This is a genomic window from Nonomuraea sp. GTA35, from assembly GCF_041950525.1.
GTDB lineage: Bacteria > Actinomycetota > Actinomycetes > Streptosporangiales > Streptosporangiaceae > Nonomuraea.
In genome coordinates this window covers 897,843-916,172 of the sequence record NZ_JBGNUV010000001.1, presented here as the reverse complement: position 1 = coordinate 916,172, position 18,330 = coordinate 897,843, and the positions used below count along the sequence as shown (strand labels likewise).

The following is an 18,330-nucleotide window of genomic DNA, read 5'->3' as shown; positions in this document are numbered from 1 at the left end:
GCCGATCTCCTGGCTAGTAGGAGGCTGTTACCTGATAGACGGCGAACGGCCTGCTCATCCGGCCGTCACGGAACGGGCGCAACGGCGCCGTCTGCCACTTGTGGTCCGGCCCCCGCTCCCATTCCTGGAAGTCCGCCAGGCTCCGCCACATGCTCACCACCACGAAGCCGCCGTCATCGGTGACCGACCGCAGCAACTCGTTGGAGAGCAGGCCGGGCACCCCGGCCAGCCTGTTGCTGGCCTCGTGGTAGGCCTTCTCGATGGCGGCGACGTCGGTCGCGGTGTGATAGAGCAGCACCCGGACTCCGGCGTCCGTCATCGAGCCGCCTCCCACGCCTGGTGCGTGGCCGCCTCTCCGGGCTCGGCGCCGGCCCCCGGCAGGTGGGCGACGATGTGCATCGTGCTCATGGACCCGCCGGAGCGGTACGGGTGCAGCTTCTGGCGGTGGTCCAGGTGGCGGTCACTGGTCTCGAACTCGCGGAAGCGCGGCTCGTCCACCCAGTCGCTCATGATGTAGTAGATCCCCTTCTCCTCGCCGTCGCGGGCGAGCCACTGGCCGAGGTTGGCCGGGTGCGTGGTGACGGAGTCACCGACCTCCAGCCACACACGCTCGAACTCGCTCTCCATGCCCGGCTTGATCTGCAGGCGGAGCATGACCCGGAAGACGGTCCCGCTCATGAGATCCCCCCGTCCACGGAGACGACGGAGCCGGTGACGTACCGCGACAGGTCGCCGGCCAGCCACAGCACGGCGCCCGCGACCTCGTCGGGGGTGCCCAGGCGGCCCAGGCAGGTCTTGCCCGAGTACCGCTCGACCATCTGCGCGCGCTGCTCCTCCGGCATCTGGTCGAACGCCTCGGTGTGGATCATCCCGAGTGACAGCACGTTGAACCGGATGCCCTTCGGGCCGAACTCCCTGGCCAGGGTGCGGGTCAGCCCGTGCAGCGCGGCCTTGGTGGCGGTGTAGTGGGCGCGCAGCGGGATGCCGACCTCGATCGACTTCGAGCTGATGCCGATGACCGAGGAGCCCTCGCCCAGCAGGGGCAGCGCGTGCTGGATCACCAGGTGCACGGCGGTGAGGTTGGTGTCGACGATGCGCTGCCACTCCGCGAGGTCGAGCTGCGCGTAGGGGACGTGGCTGATCGCGGCGGCGTTGTTCACCACCAGGTCCAGCCGGCCGTCGAACCGGTCGCGGCACTGCTCCAGCAGGCCGGCGATCTGCTGCGGGTCGGTGAGGTCGGCACGCAGGACGGCGTGCCTGCCGCCGAGCTGCTTCAGTTCGTGCTCCAGCGAGACGACGTGCTCGCCCTCCTGCCGGTAGCAGGTGATGACGTCCACGCCCGCACGCGCGAGCGCGAGGACGATGCCGCGGCCCACGCCGCGGGTTCCGCCGGTGACGAGCGCTCGCTTGCCGCTCAAGCCGAGATCCATCGCGTTCCTTCCTTCGACTGCCTGGGGAGTCACTTCTTGAGTACGAGCGCGGCGGTGAACCCTCCGTGCCCGCGGGCCAGTACGAGCGCGGTCCGCAGCCCGCGGTCGCGGGGCTGGCCGAGGACCAGGTCGATGTCGCATCCCGGGGCGAGCCTGGCCGGGCCCGCGGTGGCCGGGATGACGCCGTCGCGCAGCGCCAGCAGCGCCGTCGCCACGTCGAGTGCGGCGCCGCCGCCGTAGAGGCGGCCCGTCAGCGTCTTGGGCGCGGTGACGGGGACGCCCCGCGGGCCGAACACCGCGGTGATGGCCCGCGCCTCGGCCAGGTCGTCGTCCGGCGTGCCCGAGGCGTCCGCGAACACCACGTCCACCTCCGACGGCTCCACCGCGGCGTCGGCCAGGGCGCGCTCGATCGTGCGGCGCAGGGCGGGCGGCCGGCCCGAGCCCGGCGCCGGGTCGAAGCCCGCCGCGTACCCGGCGACCGAGCCGTAGACGGTGGCGTCGCGGGCCAGGGCGCTCTCGGCGTCCTCCACGATGAGCATGGCGCCGCCCTCCCCCGGCACGTAGCCGGTGGCCTCCGCGTCGAACGGCACGTACGCCCGCTCGGGGTCGTCCACGCCGGACAGCCTGCCGCTGGAGAGCTGCGCGACGAGGCCGTAGGGGCACAGCGAGGCGTCGGTGCCGCCGGTCACCACGATGCGTGACCCGCGCCTGATCAGCCTGCGTGACTGCCCGACCGCGTCCAGGCCGCCGGCCTGCTCGCAGCAGATCACCCCGCACGGGCCGCGCATGCCGTGCCTGATCGACACCTGACCGGTGGTGGCGGCGTAGAACCAGGCGATCGACTGGTACGCGCCCACCCACGAGGGCCCGTTGAGGTAGAGCCGCTCCATCTCGTGCTGGCCGAACTCGGTGCCGCCGGACGAGCTGGCGGTCACCACCGCCATCTCGTACTCGGGCAGCTCGGCGGGGACCACGCCGGCGTCCGCGAGCGCGGCCTCGGCCGCCGCCAGGCCCATGTGCGTCCAGTGGTCGGTCTCCCGGATCAGCCTGCTGGGGAGCTGCTCCCCCGCGACGAATCCGGGCACCTGCCCGGCCAGCCTGACCGGGTAGCCGCTCGCGTCGAACCGGGTGATCGGCCCGATGCCCGACTTGCCGGCCAGCGTCGCCTGCCAGTGCGTCTCGGTCCCGATCCCGGTCGGCGCGACGACCCCGATGCCCGTCACCACCGGCATGCCGGATCCGCTCATCGGCTGCCCTCCTTCACCGTGTCCGTCGTGGGTTCCGGCGCGGGGGTGCGCGGGCCGGCCGTGAGCCCGCCGGCCAGCGCGCGCCGGCCGAGCGCGAACGCGAGCCCGCAGGCCGTCGCCACGCCGCCGAGCCCGAGGTAGTACAGCGGCTCGGGAATCACCTCGGCGAGCCTGACCACGCCGCTGCCCAGCCCGCCGCCGAGCCCGGCGAACAGCCACATCAGGCCGAGCGTGCGCCCCATGAAGCCCGGCGGGAGCACCTCGGCGGCGGCCGAGATGATCACCGCGGCGACGATGACCTCGCCGCAGGCGTGGGTGAGGTAGACCACGACCAGCCACAGCGGCGACACCTTCTCACCCGACGAGGCGAGCACCGTGGTCAGCGACATGACCAGGAAGCCGCCGCCGACGAGGACGAGACCGATGGCCAGCTTCACCGGGACGTGGTTCCGCCCGGCCAGCGCCGGCAGCCCCACGGCGATCAGCGGCGCCAGCATCAGGATGAACAGCGGCGTCGCGGCCTGCAGCCAGCTCGCCGGGATCTCCATGCCGAACACCTGCCGGTCCACGTGGTCCCTGGCGAACAGGTTCAACAGCGACGCGGCGTGCGCGATGATCATCCAGAAGAGCGTGGAGCCCAGGAAGACGAAGAGGAACGCGCGCAGCCTGCGCCGGTCGTACGCGTCGAGGCCCGGGTTGCGGTAGACCGCGATGTAGCAGACGACCGGCACGATCACGCTGAACACGCCGACCAGCCCGATCGCCAGGGTCACGCTGAGCATCCCGGCCAGCCCCAGCGCGACCAGCGCCGCGACGACCAGGCCGCCGGCCAGCCCGGTGCGCCGGCCGATCGCCGTGCGCTCGCCGGCCGTCAGCGGGCGCACCGGCCGCCGGCCCACGTCGCCGAACTGCGCGGCGCTCAGCCCGAGCTGGATCGCGGTGGTCAGCATGACCAGCGCGGCCACCCCGAAGGCCAGGCTCCAGCTCACCCGCTCGCCCAGGTAGCCGACCAGCAGCGGGGCTGCCAGCGCGGAGACCTGGGTCGCGACGTACATGAGGGAGATGCCGGCCTCGCGGCCCCGGCTGCCGCCGAACATCAGGTTGATCATGGCCTGGTGGTTCGGCTTGTACACGGCGCCGCCGACGGCCACGAGCGGCAGGCCGACCGCGGCGCCCCAGCCGGTGGGCACGGCCAGGCACAGGTAGCCGGCCATGCCCGCCACGCAGCCGGCGAGCAGCGCCCGCCGGTTGCCCAGGACCCGGTCCCCCAGCCAGCCGCCCGCGATCGACAACATGAACATGAAGCCGATCCACGCGCCGAACAGCGTCGCGGCGTCGGTCGGCGGCAGGCCCAGGCCGCCGCGGGAGGCGGGGGCCGAGGCGTACAGCACGAGGATGGCCTGCAGGCCGTAGAACCCGAACCGCTCGAGCGCGTCGCTGGTGAACAGGGTCAGGTACCAGCGAGGCATCGCGCGCAGGGTGATGGCTCTGTCGGCGGTGCTCATCGCGCCCCGCCCTCCGGGGGTGCGCCGGCGAGCGCCGGTACTCTCGCGTCGTTCATGCAGGCCCTTTCTTCGGCTCGACCAAACAACACCTCTTGCGTACGGGACCCGACTCGAATCTGCCTTGCGTTGCGGGCAGCGAGCCGTTCGACGGCCGGTACGGGAGGGGTTGCGGAGGAGCCGGAAGGGCTGCTCACGGCGGCGCCCGGACGGGCGCAGGATCAGGTTCGCGGGCGGGCGCCGGGCCAGGCCGGCCGGGCACCGGGCCAGGCCGGGCCGGGTCAGGCCAGGCCGGGCCGGGTCAGGCCAGGCCGGCCCGGTCAGCTCAGGGCGGCCGGGTCAGCTCAGGACGACGTCCCCGGCCAGGCGCGCCACGAGGGCGGGCGCGTCGCCGCGTTCGACCTCCAGCTCCGCCCCGAGCGCGCGCAGGAGGGCCCGCGCCCGCCCGGGCTCGGGGTGCCGCCCGCTCAGGGAGCGCAGCGGCACCTCGGGCAGGTCCCGGTCGGCGGGATGCACGGTGGTGCCCCAGTCGATGAGGAACGGCGTCAGCGGGTCGCGCGACGGCATGGTCAGCCGCCACTCCAGCAGGTCGCCGTCCGCGGTGCGGCGGGACATGGCCCGCGGCTCGCCCGGGTCGTGTCCTTGCCGCCGCGCCTCGGCGACGGTGGCGTCCAGGTCCGCTGGCCGTACGCACCAGCTGACCAGCCGCGGCCCTGCCAGCTCGTCGATCAGGAACCAGCGCGGCCCGTCGGGGCCGGGCTGCTCGGGGTCCGGCCCGATGATCTCCAGGTAGCGGCGCCCGCCGAGGCCGAGCAGGTAGTTGCGGGTGCCGAGGCCCAGGTGCCTGCCGCCCTCGGCGGGCCGCACGCCGAGCCTCCTCTCCAGGGCTGCGACGGTGCCGACGAGGTCGGGGGTGGCGTACACGAGATGGTCGAGCATGACTCAGACCCTAGTCAGGCGGTCCGCGGCGCTCATGCGGGGTAGGCGTGGGTCTCGGTGGCCTTGACCGACGCCCAGATCCGCTGGCCGGGGGTCAGGTCGAGGTCGGCCAGGGCGGCGGGGGTGATGTCGGCGAAGACGGTGATGGGGCCGTCGAGGTGGACGCGTACGTTGTCGCCGTGCCGTTCGATGCCGTCGATGCGGGCCTCCCACAGGTTGCGGGGGCTGCCGTCGGGGCGGGTGCGGTAGAGGGCGACGGCGGCGGGCGGGAAGGCCACGAACGCGGCCCCTTCGAGGTGTTCCGAGGTGTGCAGCCGCAGCTCGCCGACCTGGACCCGGGCGCCGTCGGCCACGCCCCGGTACAGGTTGAGCCCGACGAGGCGGGCGACGTAGTCGGTGCGGGGCCGGCGGGCCACCTCGGCCGGCGGGCCCTGCTGGACGACGGCGCCCCGCTCGATGACGACCAGCCGGTCGGCCAGCACCATGGCGTCGAGCGGGTCGTGGGTGACCAGGACGGTGGCGCCGTCGAAGTCGGCCAGGTGGCGGCGAAGCCGGGAGCGGATCTCCAGCCGGGTGTGCGCGTCGAGGGCCGCCAGCGGCTCGTCCAGCAGGAGCAGCTCGGGCCGTACGGCCAGCGCCCGCGCGAGCGCCACCCGCTGCGCCTGGCCGCCGGACAGCTGCCTCGGCTTGGCGGCGGCGCGGTCGGCCAGGCCGACGCGCTCCAGCAGCTCGGCGGCGGCCCGGCGGGACTCGGCCTTGGACACGCCCTGGCAGCGCGGCCCGAACGCGACGTTGTCCAGCACGGTCAGGTGCGGGAAGAGCAGGTAGTCCTGGAAGACCATGCCGATCGGGCGGCTCTCGGCGGGCAGCGTGTGCAGCGGCCTGCCGCGCAGCGTGATCTGCCCGCCGGACATGGCGGTCAGCCCGGCCAGGGCGCGCAGCGCGGTGGTCTTGCCCGCGCCGTTCGGGCCGAGCAGCGCCACCACCTCTCCGGGGGCCACCCGCAGGGCGAGGTCGAGGGTGAAGGCGGGCCTGGTGACCACCAGCCTGGCATCGAGCGTCATGGCGCGCTCACCCACCGGTCGCGCAGGCTGGCCAGGATGATCACCGACACGGCGAGCAGCACCAGGCTGAGCACGATCGCCGCCTCCGGGTCGGTCTCCAGGGCCAGGTAGACGGCCAGCGGCATGGTACGCGTCGTGCCGGGGAAGTTGCCGGCGAACGTGATCGTCGCCCCGAACTCGCCGAGCGCCCGCGCCCAGCACAACACCGCCCCCGCCACCACGCCCGGCATCACCATCGGCAGCGTCACGCGCCGGAACACCGTCCACCGCGAGGCTCCCAGCGTGGCGGCCGCCTCCTCGAAGCGCTGGTCCGCGCCGCGCAGCGCGCCCTCCACGCTGATCACCAGAAACGGCATCGCGACGAACGCCTCGGCGATGATCACGCCCGCGGTCGTGAACGGCAGCGTGATCCCGAAACTCGCCTCCAGCCACTGCCCGGCCAGCCCGCGCCGGCCCAGCACGAGCAGCAGCGCCACGCCGCCGACCACGGGCGGCAGCACCAGCGGCACCGTGACCAGGGCCCGCACCACCCGCCGCCCGGGGAACTCGACCCGGGCCAGCAGCCAGGCCAGCGGCACGCCGAGCAGCAGGCACGCGGCGGTGGCGACGGTGGCGGTCACCAGCGACAGCCGCAGCGCCTCCAGGACGTGCGGCTCGGCCAGCCGCTGCGGCAGCGTGGACCACGGCGCCCGGACCAGCAGCCCCGCCAGCGGCAGCACGAGGAAGGCCAGCCCCGCCAGCGCGGGCACGACCAGCATCCACGGCAACCGCGCCGACACCTCGCGGCGCGGCCGGGCCGGGCCGGGCTGTTCCTGCACAGGAGCGCTCATCTGATCAGGGCGCCTCGAAGCCGGCCCTGGTCAGCACGTCCTTGCCCTGCTGCGACAGCACCAGGTCCACGAACCGCCCGGCCAGGTCACCGGCCGGGGCCTCGGGCAGGGCGGCGATCGGGTAGTCGTTGACCGCCTGGTCGGCCTCCGGGAACGCGATGCCCCGCACCTTCCCGCCCGCGGCGATCACGTCTGTCCTGTAGACCAGCGCCGCGTCCACCTCACCCAGCACCACCTTCGTCAGCGTGGCCTTCACGTCCTGCTCCAGGGTGACCGGCGTGACCTTCAGCCCGGCCGCGTCCAGCGCCTTGATCGCCGCCGCCCCGCACGGCACCTGCTCGGCGCAGAGCGCCACCTTCACCCCGGGGCCGGCCAGGTCCTTCAGCTCGTCCACCTCGGCCGGGTCGCCGGCGGGCACGGCGATCTGCAGCTTGTTGCGGGCGAACGTGACCGGCGACGCCGCCGGCGACGCGTCGGTGACGGTCTTCATCGTGGCCGGGCTCGCCGCCGCGAACACGTCCGCCGGCGCCCCTTGCGTGATCTGCTGGGCCAGCGTGGCGCTGGAGCCGAAGTTGAACCGCACCGTCGTGCCCGGGTGCGCGCTCTCGAAGACCTTGCCGAGCTCGGTGAACGTGCCGGTCAGCGAGGCCGCCGCGAACACCGTCACCTGCTTCGCGCCGGCGGCCGACGCTCCCGAGCCCGAACCCGAACCCGATCCGGAGCCGCAGCCGGCCAGCCCTGCCAGCGCGAGCGCGACGGGCAGGGCCATCGCCCATCGGGAAAGACGACTGAACACCAAGGGAGGGCTCCTCACACCTGACTGGCCACGCGCTCGTGACCGGGGATCTCCACGACGACGTTGGTGGACTTGATCACGGCGACCGCCACCACCCCCGCCTCCAGGCCCAGCTCGTCGGCGGCCTGGCGGCTCATCAGCGACACCACCCTGAACGGCCCTGCGGCGATCTCCACCTGGGCCATCACCGCGTCGCGGATCACCTCGGTCACGATCCCCCTGAAGCGGTTGCGGGCCGAGGAGCGGCCTCCGTCGTCGTTCTCCTCGATCTGCGCGCGGGCAAAGGCGGCCAGGTCGGCGCCGTTCACCCGCCGGTGGCCGTGCTCGTCGCGCTCGGCGGCCAGCCTGCCCGCGTCCACCCACCGGCGGACGGTGTCGGAGCTGACCCCGAGCAGCGCCGCGGCCTCACTGATCCTGAACGTCGTCACAAACCCTTACTCTATCTCTCGCACTTTCCAACCAGAAAGTCGGTGTGCCGCCGCAGCAGCGGCCTGTTTTGCGGCTGTGCCCTGGCATCCACGAGCGCAATGGGCATCGCGGGGAAGGGCTCGCTCGGGCTCTCGGCCCGGGTGATCGGCTCGCGATCCGGCCCGTCCGCTGACCGCCGCCCGGGCTCCGGCCAGCTCCTCCGGAGAAGCCGCAAAGCTCTCCTCCCGGGCCGCACCGGCGCCCGGCCGCTCGGCCAGGACGCCGCCGGTCCGGCGGGCGATGTCGTGCGGCGGCCCCAGCGCACGCGGAGTGACGAGCCTGTCGCAGCCGCACCCACAGCTCCACGATCCCGATCGTGGGCCGGCCGGCCGCTCCGGGGCCGGGTGCTGCGCGGGATCACCGGCCGCGGTGGTAGGTGAAGGCGAACAGTCCCGCGTCGCCGGCCGCGTACAGCGCCGAGCCGTCGGGGTGCCAGGCGCAGCCGTGCAACTCGCCGTCCAGGACGATCCCGCACTCGGTCGCGTACGCGGTGACGTCCCAGACGCGCAGGCAGCCGTGCCTGGCGGCGGTCGCCAGGCGGGTGCCGTCCGGGGAGAAGGCGAGGCCGACCAGCCATTCGTCCTGGCCGAACCGGGCCGTGCGCGCTCCAGTCACGTCGAACAGCTCGACCGCGCCGTCGATGGTGCCCGCCGCCACGTGACGGCCGCCGGGGTCGACGGCCAGCGCCTCGATCAGGCTCTCCGCCTCCGCCAGGAGGCCCAGCGGGCGGCCGTCGCGGGTCCAGCGCCGTACCTCGTGGCCCGTGGCGACCGCGAGCCAGGACGAGTCCGGGGCGATGGCCACCGCGGTCACCTCCTCGTCCTGCCGCTCCAGGGTCGTGGCGGTGTCGAGGTCCGGCGTCAGGATGCGTACGGTGTGGTCCGTGGCGACGGCCATCCACGTGCCGTCCGGGGCGATCGCCGAGGCCAGCTCCATGACGGCGCCGGGCGGCTCCGCGATCCCGCGTGCGGGGCCGGCGCCGGGCGGCTCCGCGGTCCTGCGTACGGCGCCGTCCGGGCCGTGCAGCCGGATGCCGCCCTCGGGGTCGGCGCTGAGAACGTACGTGCCGTCGGGGGACACGGCCACGCTCCTCAGCCATTCCCTCGGGCCCTGGGCGCGGACGGTCCCGTCCGGGTTCCAGAGGGCCAGGCCGGACAGGCCGACGGTGGCCAGGCAGGAGCCGTCGCTCGCCATCGCGAGGCCGCGCAGGTCGTGGCGGGCGGGCGGCTCGGTGGGGCCGGTTCGTACGGCGAGGTCCACGTCCCAGACGCGGACCGTGCGGTCGGCGCTCGACGAGGCCAGCAGGCGGCCGTCCGGGGTGATCGCCAGGCCCGAGATCGTGTCGGTGTGGCCGTGCAGGCGGGCCCGCACGGTTCCGTCCAGGTCCAGGATGGCGAGGTTGTCGTCGAAGTCGGGGACGGCGAGCCGCCGGCCGCCTGGGGCGACGGCCACGCCGGTGCCGTGGGAGAAGACGGTGCGCAGCTCGGCGCGCGGGGTGCCGTCGGCGTTCAGCAGGCGGACGGAGCCATGCCGGCTCAGCAGGGCCAGCCACTCCCCGGAGGGCGCGATCGCCACCGCCTCCGCACCGTTGTCCTCGCCCGCTTCCTCCTCGCGCTCCCCATCCTCGGCACCGCCCTCGCCCTCGGCATGGGCGTCGGCGTCGCCCTCGACCTCGGCATGGGCGTCGGCGTCGTCCCCGGCGTCGGCGTCGTCCCCGTCCTCGTCCCAGATCGCGTCGACAGTCGCCAGGCGGCTCCCGTCCGCGCTCCACAGCTCGGTGGTGTCCGGGCCGGTCGCGACCGCCCAGGTGCCGTCGGGTGCGATGGCGACGGCGCCGTACTCCTCGCACGCGTCCTCCGGCGCGGCGCGCGTCCGGCCATCGGCGTCGAAGAACCGCAGGAACCCGTCCCCGCCCGCGACCCCCCACGCCCCGTCCGGCGCGATCGCGATCGTCTCGGCCGTTCCCGGCAGGTCGTCGAGGACGGCGCGCGGCCGGCCGTCCGGCTCCCACAGCCGCACCGTCCCGTCCCAGCTCCCGGTGGCCAGCCACGCCCCGCCGGGCGCGACGGCCACGCACGTGACCTGGCTCTCGTGCCCGAGCAGGGCCCGCATCGAGGTGCCATCCATGCGCCAGCGCGACACCCGTCCCCGGTCCCCGGCGGCGGCCAGCCAGGCGCCGTCCGGCGACATGGCCAGGCCGGTCAGCCGTTCCGATCGGCTGCGGTGCGTACGCAGCAGCGCCTGGTGCGGCAGGTCAGGCGGTGTGCCGCGGTGCTCCAGCCAGGGCGATCCCCGCTCCGCCAGCCACCGGCGCAGGTCCTCGCCCACGCCGGGCGTCGCGTGCAGGCGGGCGGCGAGCGTGGGCAGCACGCCGACGCCCAGCTCTCGCGCGCTTTCCAGCAGGTGGGACGAGCCCGCCAGGACACGCGCGATCGACGCGGGGGTGCCGTCGCCCGCCCTGGCGAGGTCCTCCAGGGCCGGGTCCACGCCGGACTGGTGGATGCGGGAGGCCAGCCAGGTCACGTCGCAGACCAGCTCCCGCACCGCTTCGGCCTCCCCCGCGTCCGCGTACAGCCGGGCGAGGTTGCGCAGCATCCACTCTCCCGTGCCGGGGAGGTCGGCCCAGCCCTCGGGGGTCTCGTCGGGGTCGGCGTCGATCAGCGCGCGGCGGGCCCGGTCGAGGCCGTCCGCGCCGAGGAGCTCCCGCACGCGCTCCCCCACCGCGTCCGCCAGGCCCAGCACGGGATGATCGGTACGCCTCCGCACCAGCCGCAGCCCCTCAAGCCGGGCGATGAGCGCGCCGATCTGCCCGCCCGTCATGGCCCCGCCTACGCCGATCTGCCCACCAATCACGGCCCCGCCGATCTGCCCACCAACCACGGCCCCGCCCCCGCCGACCCGCCCGCCGGTCACGCCCCCGCCCCCGCTCCACAGCAGGGCGGCCACGCCGATGGGGATGGCCTCGTCCGGGTCGAACAGGCCGAGCTGGAGGAAGCGTTCGGCGGCGGCCGGGTCCACCGTGCGCAGCCAGCCGAGCGAATGGTCTACGAGCGCCCCGATCAGGCAGGCCCGGGAGGCTGGAGCCGCCAGGTCCACGCGGCCGGGCAGCCGGGCGGACAGGCGGGCGGCCGCCTCGGTGGCCGGCTCGCCCGTGACGACCTGGCTGACGATGAGCCCGTGCGCCATGGTGAGGGCGAGCGGCCAGCCTCCGGTCAGCTCCGCCAGGCGGGCGGCCGTGTCCTCGTCCAGGGCGGGCAGGTCGCGGCGCAGCAGCGCCACGCTCCGTGAAGGGGACATCGGCCCGATGCGCACCGTGGTCGCGAACGGCGGCCGTTCGCCGGCGGCGCGCGCCGTGACGAGCCAGGCGCAGCCCGGTACCGCGAACGCCAGCGGCACCACCAGCCCGGCATGCCGCAGCCCGTCCACCACCATCAGCCGCGGCCCCGGCTGGAAGACCTGCTCCCGCAGGAACTCCTCCGCCGCCTCCTCGCCGTGGGCAGCGCCCGCCAGGTCGCGCGGCTCCAGGTGGGAGAACAGCTCCACGTCCTCCCCGTGCAGGCTCTGCAGCACCTCGGTGAACTCGGCGGCCCGATCCTCCGGGTGCGAGCCGCCGGCGTTCAGCCAGCCGATGCCCTCGGGGAAACGCGCGGCCACCTCGGGACGGCGCAGCGCGGCCGCCACGACGGCCGTGACGCCCAGCCCCTCCACGCCGTCCACCTCGGGCGCCACCACGATCAGCCCGGCGTCGCCCGAGGTCAGCGCGGCCACGACCCGGTCCACGTCCGCCTCCCGCCCGATCCACCCGTCGATGCTCGCGATCGCCCCGGCCTGAGCCACGTACGCTCCTCCCTGCCGCACCTGTCCACGTGGATCAACGAAGGGACGGGCGGGCAAAGTTCGCGAGGGCCGGACTCTTCGCAAAAGCCTGAAGCGTGACGGAACGGCCGCCGGACGCCGCTAACCTGGCCTGCCATGACGTACGGCCCTCAGCGCCCCTCCCCCGGCGCCCCCCTTCCGCCGCGGCAGCAGCCGTCCACCCCGCCTCCCGTGGTGCTCGACGTCGGCGCGGACGCCAAGGTCAAGGCGCTGGCCGGCGGCTCGGTGGCGGGCGTGATCGGGCTGATCGCGATCTTCTCGGCGCTGACGGGGCAGACCACGGGCGGCGGGGGCACCGCGGTCGCGGTCGGGGTGGTGGGGCTGGTGTTCCTGGGCATCGGCCTGCTCCCCGTCATCGCGTGGAAGAAGGTCGCGCGCCCGCGCCGGCTCGTCTTCGACGCCTTCGGCGTGCGCTGGGACGATCCGCAGGGCAGGCCGTGGGCCGTGGCCTGGGCGGAGCTGTCGGGCGTGGGCATCTCGCGCACGCGGCAGCGCCGGGTCAGGCCGGCCGACTACCTCGTGCGCAGGACGATGGTCAGGCTCGACCTGTTCCCCGCCGACCAGGGGTTCCGGTCGCGGCACCAGGAGATGGAGCACCTGTGGGAGTTCCACACCGTCAAGAACGGCTACCGGCTGCCGCTCGGCTCCACCCCCAGGTACATCCCGGTCATCGAGCGGGCGATGCGGCAGTACCGTCCGGGGGCGTACCTGGGGATCAAGGACGAGGGTTTCACGGTCGGCCTGGTCTGAGCCGTCAGTCGCCGCCGGGCGTGACGAGGCCCGTCTCGTAGGCGACGACGACCGCCTGGGCGCGGTCGCGCAGCGCGAGCTTGGTGAAGATGCGGGCGACGTGCGTCTTCACCGTCGCCTCGCTGAGCGTCAGCGCGTACGCCAGCTCGGCGTTCGACAGGCCCTTGCCCATGAGCGTCAGCACCTCCAGCTCGCGCGGCGTCAGCGTCGCGAGGTCCGCGTGCGAGCCCGCGGGCGGCGGGCCGGGGACGCGGTCGGCGGCGGCGAAGCGCTCGACGAGGCGGCGGGTGATCGAGGGGGCCAGGAGCGCGTCGCCGGTGCCGACCAGGCGGACGGCGGCGGCTAGGTGCTCGGGGGTGACGTCCTTGAGCAGGAAGCCGCTGGCGCCGAGCGTCAGGGCGGCGTAGACGTACCGGTCGAGGTCGAACGTGGTCAGCATGATCACCCGGCAGTGCGGGTCGTGGGCGAGCACCCGGCGGGTCGCCTCCAGTCCGTCCATGCCGGGCATGCGGATGTCCATCAGCACCACGTCGGGGGCGAGCCTGAGCGCCTCCGCCACCGCCTGCCCCCCGTCGGCGGCCTCGCCGACCACGTCGATGCCGCGGGCGGTCAGTATGAGCCGGAAGCCCACGCGGACCAGCTCCTGGTCGTCGGCGATCAGCACCCGGGGGGTCGCGTTCACGGGCGCTCCAGCGGGATCCTGGCGCGTACCCGGTAGCCGCCGCCGAGCCGGCGCCGCGCGTCGAGGTCGCCGCCGTAGACGGCGACCCGCTCGCGCAGGCCCACCAGCCCGCGCCCGGCCCCACCGTCCGCCCGCTCGCCGGCACGCGCGCGCCCGGCGTCGCCCGCGGGCCGCTCGCCGCCGGGCCAGGCCCGCAACCACCGGACCCCGCCCCGGCACGGCGACGCCGGGATCGACGCGCTCCTGCGCGGCCTGCCCGGCACCCTGTACGTGACCGCCGACGCGTGGATCACCCTGCACCTCGCGGGGCATCCGCAGCCGATCCAGGGCAGGTTCCTGCGCGGGGATTCCGGCACGCTGGGCGAGACGCTCGTCGAGGGCCGCTGGCTGCGCGGCCGGGGAGAGGTGGTGGCGCCCTCGGCGTTCCTGGTCAAGCGCGGTCTGGCGGTCGGCGACCGGCTCACGCTGACGCTGGGCCGCGGGCGGGCGGAGGCGACGGTCGTCGGCGCGACGATGGACGGCGCGGCCGACCTCATCCAGGCCGACTGGCGCACGCTGGCCGCGCTCGCGCCGGACCAGCGGGCCACCCAGTACGAGGTCCGCCTCGCCCCCGGCACCGACGTCGAGTCCTACAACGCCGCGGTCAGGGCGGCGGACTCCGGCCTGCACCCGGTCGCCAAGTCCACCAGCGACCCGACGACCGTGGCCGTCATCGGCTTCGCGTCCCTGCTCACCGTGCTGCTGGGCACGGTCTCCGCGCTCGGCGCGGCAGGCGGGCTGCTCGGCATCCCGATCGGCGTGGCCGCGCACCGCCTGGTCGTCCCGGCCATGGCCGAGGCGGCCGGTCTCGCGCTGCCGGCGTTCATGGTGGACGTGTGGCGGGCCCCGCTGCTGGCGCTGCTCACGCTGGCGGGGGTGGTGATCGCGGTGCTGGGCGCGCTCGTCCCGGCCCGGTCGGCGGCGCGGCTGACCATCGCGGCCGTGCTGCACAACGAGTGAACGGGGCTGGACGGCCGTCGCGGGGCGGTGGACGCTGAGCCTACGGCCGGCGCGAGAAGCCTTACGATCCGCGCCCCCATCGCACATCGAGGAGGAAGCATGCCCGCGACACCCCATGCCGAGCACGTTGGCAGCCTCCTGCGCCCGCCCGAGCTGCTGCGAGCCCGGGAGGCGCGCAAGCGCGGCGAGCTGAGCGCCGAGGACCTGACCAAGCTGGAGGACGACGCCGTACTGGCCGCGATCGAGCTGCAGCGCCAGGCGGGGATCGAGGTGTTCACCGACGGGGAGATGCGGCGGCAGACCTGGCTCGCGGGGCTGCTGGAGTCGCTGGGCGGCGTGTCTCCCGCACCGCTGCCCTCCACCGAATGGTGGCGCGGCGACGGCGAGCCGGTGCCGCCGGAGGAGACGTCCTGGGACCTGGTGGTGGCGACCGGCAAGCTCACCCAGAGGAAGAACATGACCGCCGTCGAGGCCGGTTTCCTGGCCCGGCACGCCCCCGGACCCTACAAGATCACCATGGTGAGCTCGTCGATGGGGAACCTCCTGTGGCGGCCCGACCTCAGCGCCACCGCCTACCCGACCCCCGCCGACCTGCTCCGCGACCTGGTCGCGCTGCGGATCGAGGAGATCAGGGGCCTGCTGGCGCAGGGCGTGCGGTGGATCCAGCTCGACTCGCTGGCCTACGACTTCGTGATCGACCCCGGCTTCCGCACCCGCCTGCTGGGGCCCGGGGCGCCGGGCGCGGAGGCGTTGCTCGACGCGGCGGTCGCCGTCGACGTCCAGCAGGTGCGCGCGATCAAGGAGCTGGACCCGGAGGTCACGGTCGCCCTGCACCTGTGCAGGGGCAACAACCGCAGCGCCTGGTCGGCCAAGGGCGGCTACGACCCGGTCGCGGAGCGGCTGTTCGGCGAGGTGCTGGTGGACCGGTTCCTGCTGGAGTACGACACGGAGCGGGCGGGCGGCTTCGAGCCGCTGCGCTTCGTCCCCGAGGGCACGGCCGTCGTGCTCGGGCTCGTCTCCTCCAAGGTGCCGGCGCTGGAGCCGCAGGACGAGCTGCGCCGCCGCATCGACGAGGCGGCCAAGTACGTGCCGATGGAGAACCTCGCCATCAGCCCGCAGTGCGGCTTCGCCTCCACCGTCAGGGGCAACCTGCTCACCGTGGACGAGGAGCGGCGCAAGCTGGAGCTGGTGGTGGAGACGGCGCGGATGGTCTGGGGCTGAGCCCGGCCCCCCGTCAGACGAGAGGACGAGCCGCACGGGCGGTGAGCGGGCGTCCGGCGAGCGGCGGGCGCGGTCATCGGCAGGTTCCGGCGAGCGGCGGGTTCCGGTCATCGGCGGCAGACGTCGCGGAACGGCAGGTCCGGCACGTGCGCCGCCCACTCCTCGCGGGTGAGCGGGCGGGCCGCCTGGGCGCAGGCGGTGGCTGCCGGGTCGGCGGCGAGGGCGGAGGTGTCCCACTTCCAGACGGCGTAGGCGTCACCGGTGACCTGCACGAGGTCGGCCGCCGCGGCGACCAGCGTCCTGCCGTCCGCCGTGAACGCCAGGGCGCGGACCTCGCCGCCGTGCCCGGCCAGCGGGGGTCCGAGCGGCTGGCCGGTGGCGGTGTCCCACAGTCTCACGGTGCGGTCCTGGCCCGCGGTGGCGAGGTAGGCGCCGCCCGGGGCGAAGGCCACGGCGTGGACGTGGCCGGTATGCCCGGAAAGGGGAGCAGCGCGCGGGCGGGCCGGGGCCACGTCCCAGAGCCGGGCCGTCTGGTCCTCGCTCCCCGTCACGAGCAGCGCGCCTCCCGGCGCGAAGGCCAGCGACGTGACCGGGAGAGCGTGGGCGCGCAGCACGCCGCGCCGCCTGCCGGTCGCCGTCTCCCACAGCAGCACCGTGCCGTCCGAGGCGCCGACGGCGAGCACGGCCCCGGAGTCGTCGAAGGCCGCCGCCGTGATCCGCCCCGACTGCCCGGACGCGGGTTCGCCCCTGGCTCTGCCCTCGGGCAGCGTCCAGACCTGGACCTCGGCGTCCGGCACGGCCGTGGCCTCCTGGACGGCCGTGGCGAGCAGGCGGCCGTCCTGGCTGTAGGCGAGGGGCCGGCCGCGTACGGAGGAGGGGCCGTCGAGGATGGCGGTGTTCAGGCCGTGGCCGGCGTCGTCGCTGCCGGAGGCGGCCAGCGAGCGGCCGTCGCGGCTGACCGCCAGCCCGTCCACGAGGTCGTCGGGCCGGATGCGCAGCCGCTCGCCGCGCCAGCGGGCCGCGCGCACGTCCCACGACCAGACGCTGCCGTAGCCGGGCCGGGTGCCGTCGTACGGCTGGACCACGAGCCGGCCGCCGTCCGCGCTCAGCACCACCTGCGTGGTGTCCCGGCGCTCGTACCAGCGTGCGGGGACCGGCCGGTCGGCCGGGACCTGGCCGTCGCCGCCGGGGAGCGCGAGCGGGTGGCGGGTGGCGCGCGGGATCCGCCACAGGCGTACGGTCGCGTCGGCGCCCGCGCTGGCCAGCAGGTTCCCGCCGGGGCTGAAGGCGACGGCGTTGACGGCGTGCGTGTGCCCGGTCAGCGGCTCCCCGAGCGGGCGTCGGCCCCGCACGTCCCAGAGCCTGATCGTGTGGTCCTGGCTCGCGGTGGCCAGGACGCGGCCGTCCGGGCTGAAGGCCGCCGAGGTGATCAGGCCGGTGTGGCCGGTGAGCGGGCGGCCGGCGGGCCGCCGGGTGGCGGCGTCCCAGAGCTGGATGTGCTCGCTGCCCGTGGTGCCGGCCAGCAGCCCGCCCCCGGGGCTGAACGCGAGCGCGGCCACCTCCTCGCGGGGCTCGGGCGTCACGCTGCCAGCGGCCGGTTCGAGCGGGTCGCCCGTCAGCAGGCCCGACCCGGCGTCGAACGTCCTGATCGGGCCGCCCGGGTAGGCGGCCGCGATGAGCGCGCCGTCGGGGCTGAACGCGACGGGCCCCGGGGCGCCTTCGAGCGAGCGCAGCGCGGCGACCGGGGTGCCGGTGCCGACGTCCCACAGCCTGGACGTGCCCACGGAGCCGGCGGTCGTGGCCAGCAGGGTCCCGTCGGGGCTGAACGCGGCCCACTGCCTGGCCCAGGGGGTCTCGCCGCCGCCGGTCCACGCCTGGCGGGTGGCGGTGTCCCAGACGCGCACGCCGCCGTCGGCGCTCGCCACGGCCAGGTGGCCGCCGTCGGCGCTGTACGCCACGGACATGCCGTCGGCCTGCTCCTCCCCCACCGGCCACGGCACGGGGCTGAGCCCGGCCACGTCCCACAGGCGCAGCGGCGCGGCCCTGCCGGTCGCGGCGAGGGTGGCGCCGTCGGGGCTGAACGCGACCGAGTGCACCTCGCCGGGGAGGCCGCGCAGCACGGCGAGCTGCGGCCTGGCCACCGCTGCCCGGAGCGCGGCGCGTGTCCCGGGGGTGGGCGGGGCGACCCTGGCGGCGGCCACCGCGAGCAGCCGGGCGATCCGGGGCTCGGTGGTGGCGAGGACCTGGCTCCGGGCGGCGAGCAGGCGGCCGAGCGCGAGGTCTCGCTGGGCGAGGGCTCGCTCGCGCTCGGCGCCGGCCCGCACGTTCATGACCGCCAGGATCGCGGTGGCTGCCACCAGCACGGCCACCACGATGATCGCGGCCGGCCTCCTGCGGTCGCGACGAGGCCTGGCTGATGAGCGCAGCCGCTCGAACACCGCGGACCTCCACGGACGACAGGGTCACCCGTCACGCTAGACCCCGGGACGCCCGCCTGCCCTCACCGCGGGCGTCTCGGTTCCGTAC

At 75.1% G+C, this 18,330-nt stretch carries 17 protein-coding genes; 3 read left to right on the top strand and 14 right to left on the bottom strand.

Annotation, left to right across the window (positions count from 1 at the left end; all coding sequences use genetic code 11):
• Positions 1–13: 13 nt before the first annotated feature.
• From ACBJ32_RS04085 to ACBJ32_RS04035, 11 genes are all read right to left on the bottom strand, one after another.
• Entirely contained in the window at positions 14–319 is a 306-nt protein-coding gene (locus ACBJ32_RS04085) for an antibiotic biosynthesis monooxygenase (protein ID WP_357878587.1), read from the bottom strand.
• On the bottom strand, positions 316–678 hold the full coding sequence (locus ACBJ32_RS04080) for an antibiotic biosynthesis monooxygenase family protein (RefSeq protein WP_357878590.1): 363 nt from the start codon (positions 676–678) through the stop codon (positions 316–318). The genes ACBJ32_RS04085 and ACBJ32_RS04080 overlap by 4 nt, the downstream gene beginning before the upstream one ends.
• Positions 675–1,430: an SDR family NAD(P)-dependent oxidoreductase gene (locus ACBJ32_RS04075; RefSeq protein WP_375125474.1), complete on the bottom strand. Its 756-nt coding sequence runs from the start codon at positions 1,428–1,430 to the stop codon at positions 675–677. Before ACBJ32_RS04075 ends, ACBJ32_RS04080 begins: the two co-directional genes overlap by 4 nt.
• A gap of 29 nt (positions 1,431–1,459) precedes the next feature.
• On the bottom strand, positions 1,460–2,677 hold the full coding sequence (locus ACBJ32_RS04070; RefSeq protein ID WP_357878596.1) for a ketosynthase chain-length factor: 1,218 nt from the start codon (positions 2,675–2,677) through the stop codon (positions 1,460–1,462).
• Positions 2,674–4,182: a peptide MFS transporter gene (locus tag ACBJ32_RS04065; protein ID WP_375125473.1), complete on the bottom strand. Its 1,509-nt coding sequence runs from the start codon at positions 4,180–4,182 to the stop codon at positions 2,674–2,676. The genes ACBJ32_RS04070 and ACBJ32_RS04065 overlap by 4 nt, the downstream gene beginning before the upstream one ends.
• Before the next feature lie 336 nt (positions 4,183–4,518).
• The gene (locus ACBJ32_RS04060) at positions 4,519–5,118 is read right to left on the bottom strand and encodes a VOC family protein (RefSeq protein WP_375125472.1); all 600 of its coding nucleotides are present in this window, start codon (positions 5,116–5,118) and stop codon (positions 4,519–4,521) included.
• A gap of 32 nt (positions 5,119–5,150) precedes the next feature.
• Complete coding sequence (locus ACBJ32_RS04055) at positions 5,151–6,182, bottom strand: ABC transporter ATP-binding protein (protein WP_375125471.1); 1,032 nt, start codon at positions 6,180–6,182, stop codon at positions 5,151–5,153.
• Entirely contained in the window at positions 6,179–7,012 is an 834-nt protein-coding gene (locus ACBJ32_RS04050) for an ABC transporter permease (RefSeq protein ID WP_375125470.1), read from the bottom strand. Before ACBJ32_RS04050 ends, ACBJ32_RS04055 begins: the two co-directional genes overlap by 4 nt.
• Positions 7,013–7,016: 4 nt before the next feature.
• Positions 7,017–7,781 (bottom strand): molybdate ABC transporter substrate-binding protein, encoded by a 765-nt coding sequence (gene modA, locus ACBJ32_RS04045; RefSeq protein WP_375125967.1) that lies wholly within the window; start codon positions 7,779–7,781, stop codon positions 7,017–7,019.
• Positions 7,782–7,822: 41 nt separating this feature from the next.
• Positions 7,823–8,236 carry a helix-turn-helix transcriptional regulator gene (locus tag ACBJ32_RS04040; RefSeq protein WP_357878614.1) on the bottom strand — a complete coding sequence of 138 codons (414 nt, stop codon included), beginning with the start codon at positions 8,234–8,236 and terminating at the stop codon, positions 7,823–7,825.
• Positions 8,237–8,633: 397 nt separating this feature from the next.
• A complete protein-coding gene (locus ACBJ32_RS04035; RefSeq protein WP_375125469.1) occupies positions 8,634–12,113 on the bottom strand; it encodes a hypothetical protein in 3,480 nt (1,159 codons plus the stop codon).
• A gap of 135 nt (positions 12,114–12,248) precedes the next feature.
• Here ACBJ32_RS04035 and ACBJ32_RS04030 point away from each other — a divergent pair, with 135 nt between their 5' ends.
• Positions 12,249–12,902 carry a hypothetical protein gene (locus tag ACBJ32_RS04030; protein ID WP_375125468.1) on the top strand — a complete coding sequence of 218 codons (654 nt, stop codon included), beginning with the start codon at positions 12,249–12,251 and terminating at the stop codon, positions 12,900–12,902.
• Positions 12,903–12,906: 4 nt separating this feature from the next.
• Here the strand turns inward: ACBJ32_RS04030 and ACBJ32_RS04025 are convergent, their stop codons facing one another.
• Together ACBJ32_RS04025 and ACBJ32_RS04020 are read right to left on the bottom strand one after the other, a co-directional pair.
• On the bottom strand, positions 12,907–13,584 hold the full coding sequence (locus ACBJ32_RS04025; protein WP_375125467.1) for a response regulator: 678 nt from the start codon (positions 13,582–13,584) through the stop codon (positions 12,907–12,909).
• On the bottom strand, positions 13,581–13,877 hold the full coding sequence (locus tag ACBJ32_RS04020; protein ID WP_375125466.1) for a hypothetical protein: 297 nt from the start codon (positions 13,875–13,877) through the stop codon (positions 13,581–13,583). Before ACBJ32_RS04020 ends, ACBJ32_RS04025 begins: the two co-directional genes overlap by 4 nt.
• Here ACBJ32_RS04020 and ACBJ32_RS04015 point away from each other — a divergent pair.
• Both ACBJ32_RS04015 and ACBJ32_RS04010 read left to right on the top strand, forming a co-directional pair.
• Entirely contained in the window at positions 13,855–14,583 is a 729-nt protein-coding gene (locus ACBJ32_RS04015) for a hypothetical protein (RefSeq protein ID WP_375125465.1), read from the top strand. The genes ACBJ32_RS04020 and ACBJ32_RS04015 overlap by 23 nt on opposite strands.
• Before the next feature lie 99 nt (positions 14,584–14,682).
• Positions 14,683–15,804, top strand: a complete 1,122-nt coding sequence (locus ACBJ32_RS04010; RefSeq protein ID WP_375125464.1) for a cobalamin-independent methionine synthase II family protein — start codon at positions 14,683–14,685, stop codon at positions 15,802–15,804.
• 107 nt (positions 15,805–15,911) lie between these two features.
• Here the strand turns inward: ACBJ32_RS04010 and ACBJ32_RS04005 are convergent, their stop codons facing one another.
• Entirely contained in the window at positions 15,912–18,242 is a 2,331-nt protein-coding gene (locus tag ACBJ32_RS04005; protein WP_375125463.1) for a WD40 repeat domain-containing protein, read from the bottom strand.
• Positions 18,243–18,330: the final 88 nt, after the last annotated feature.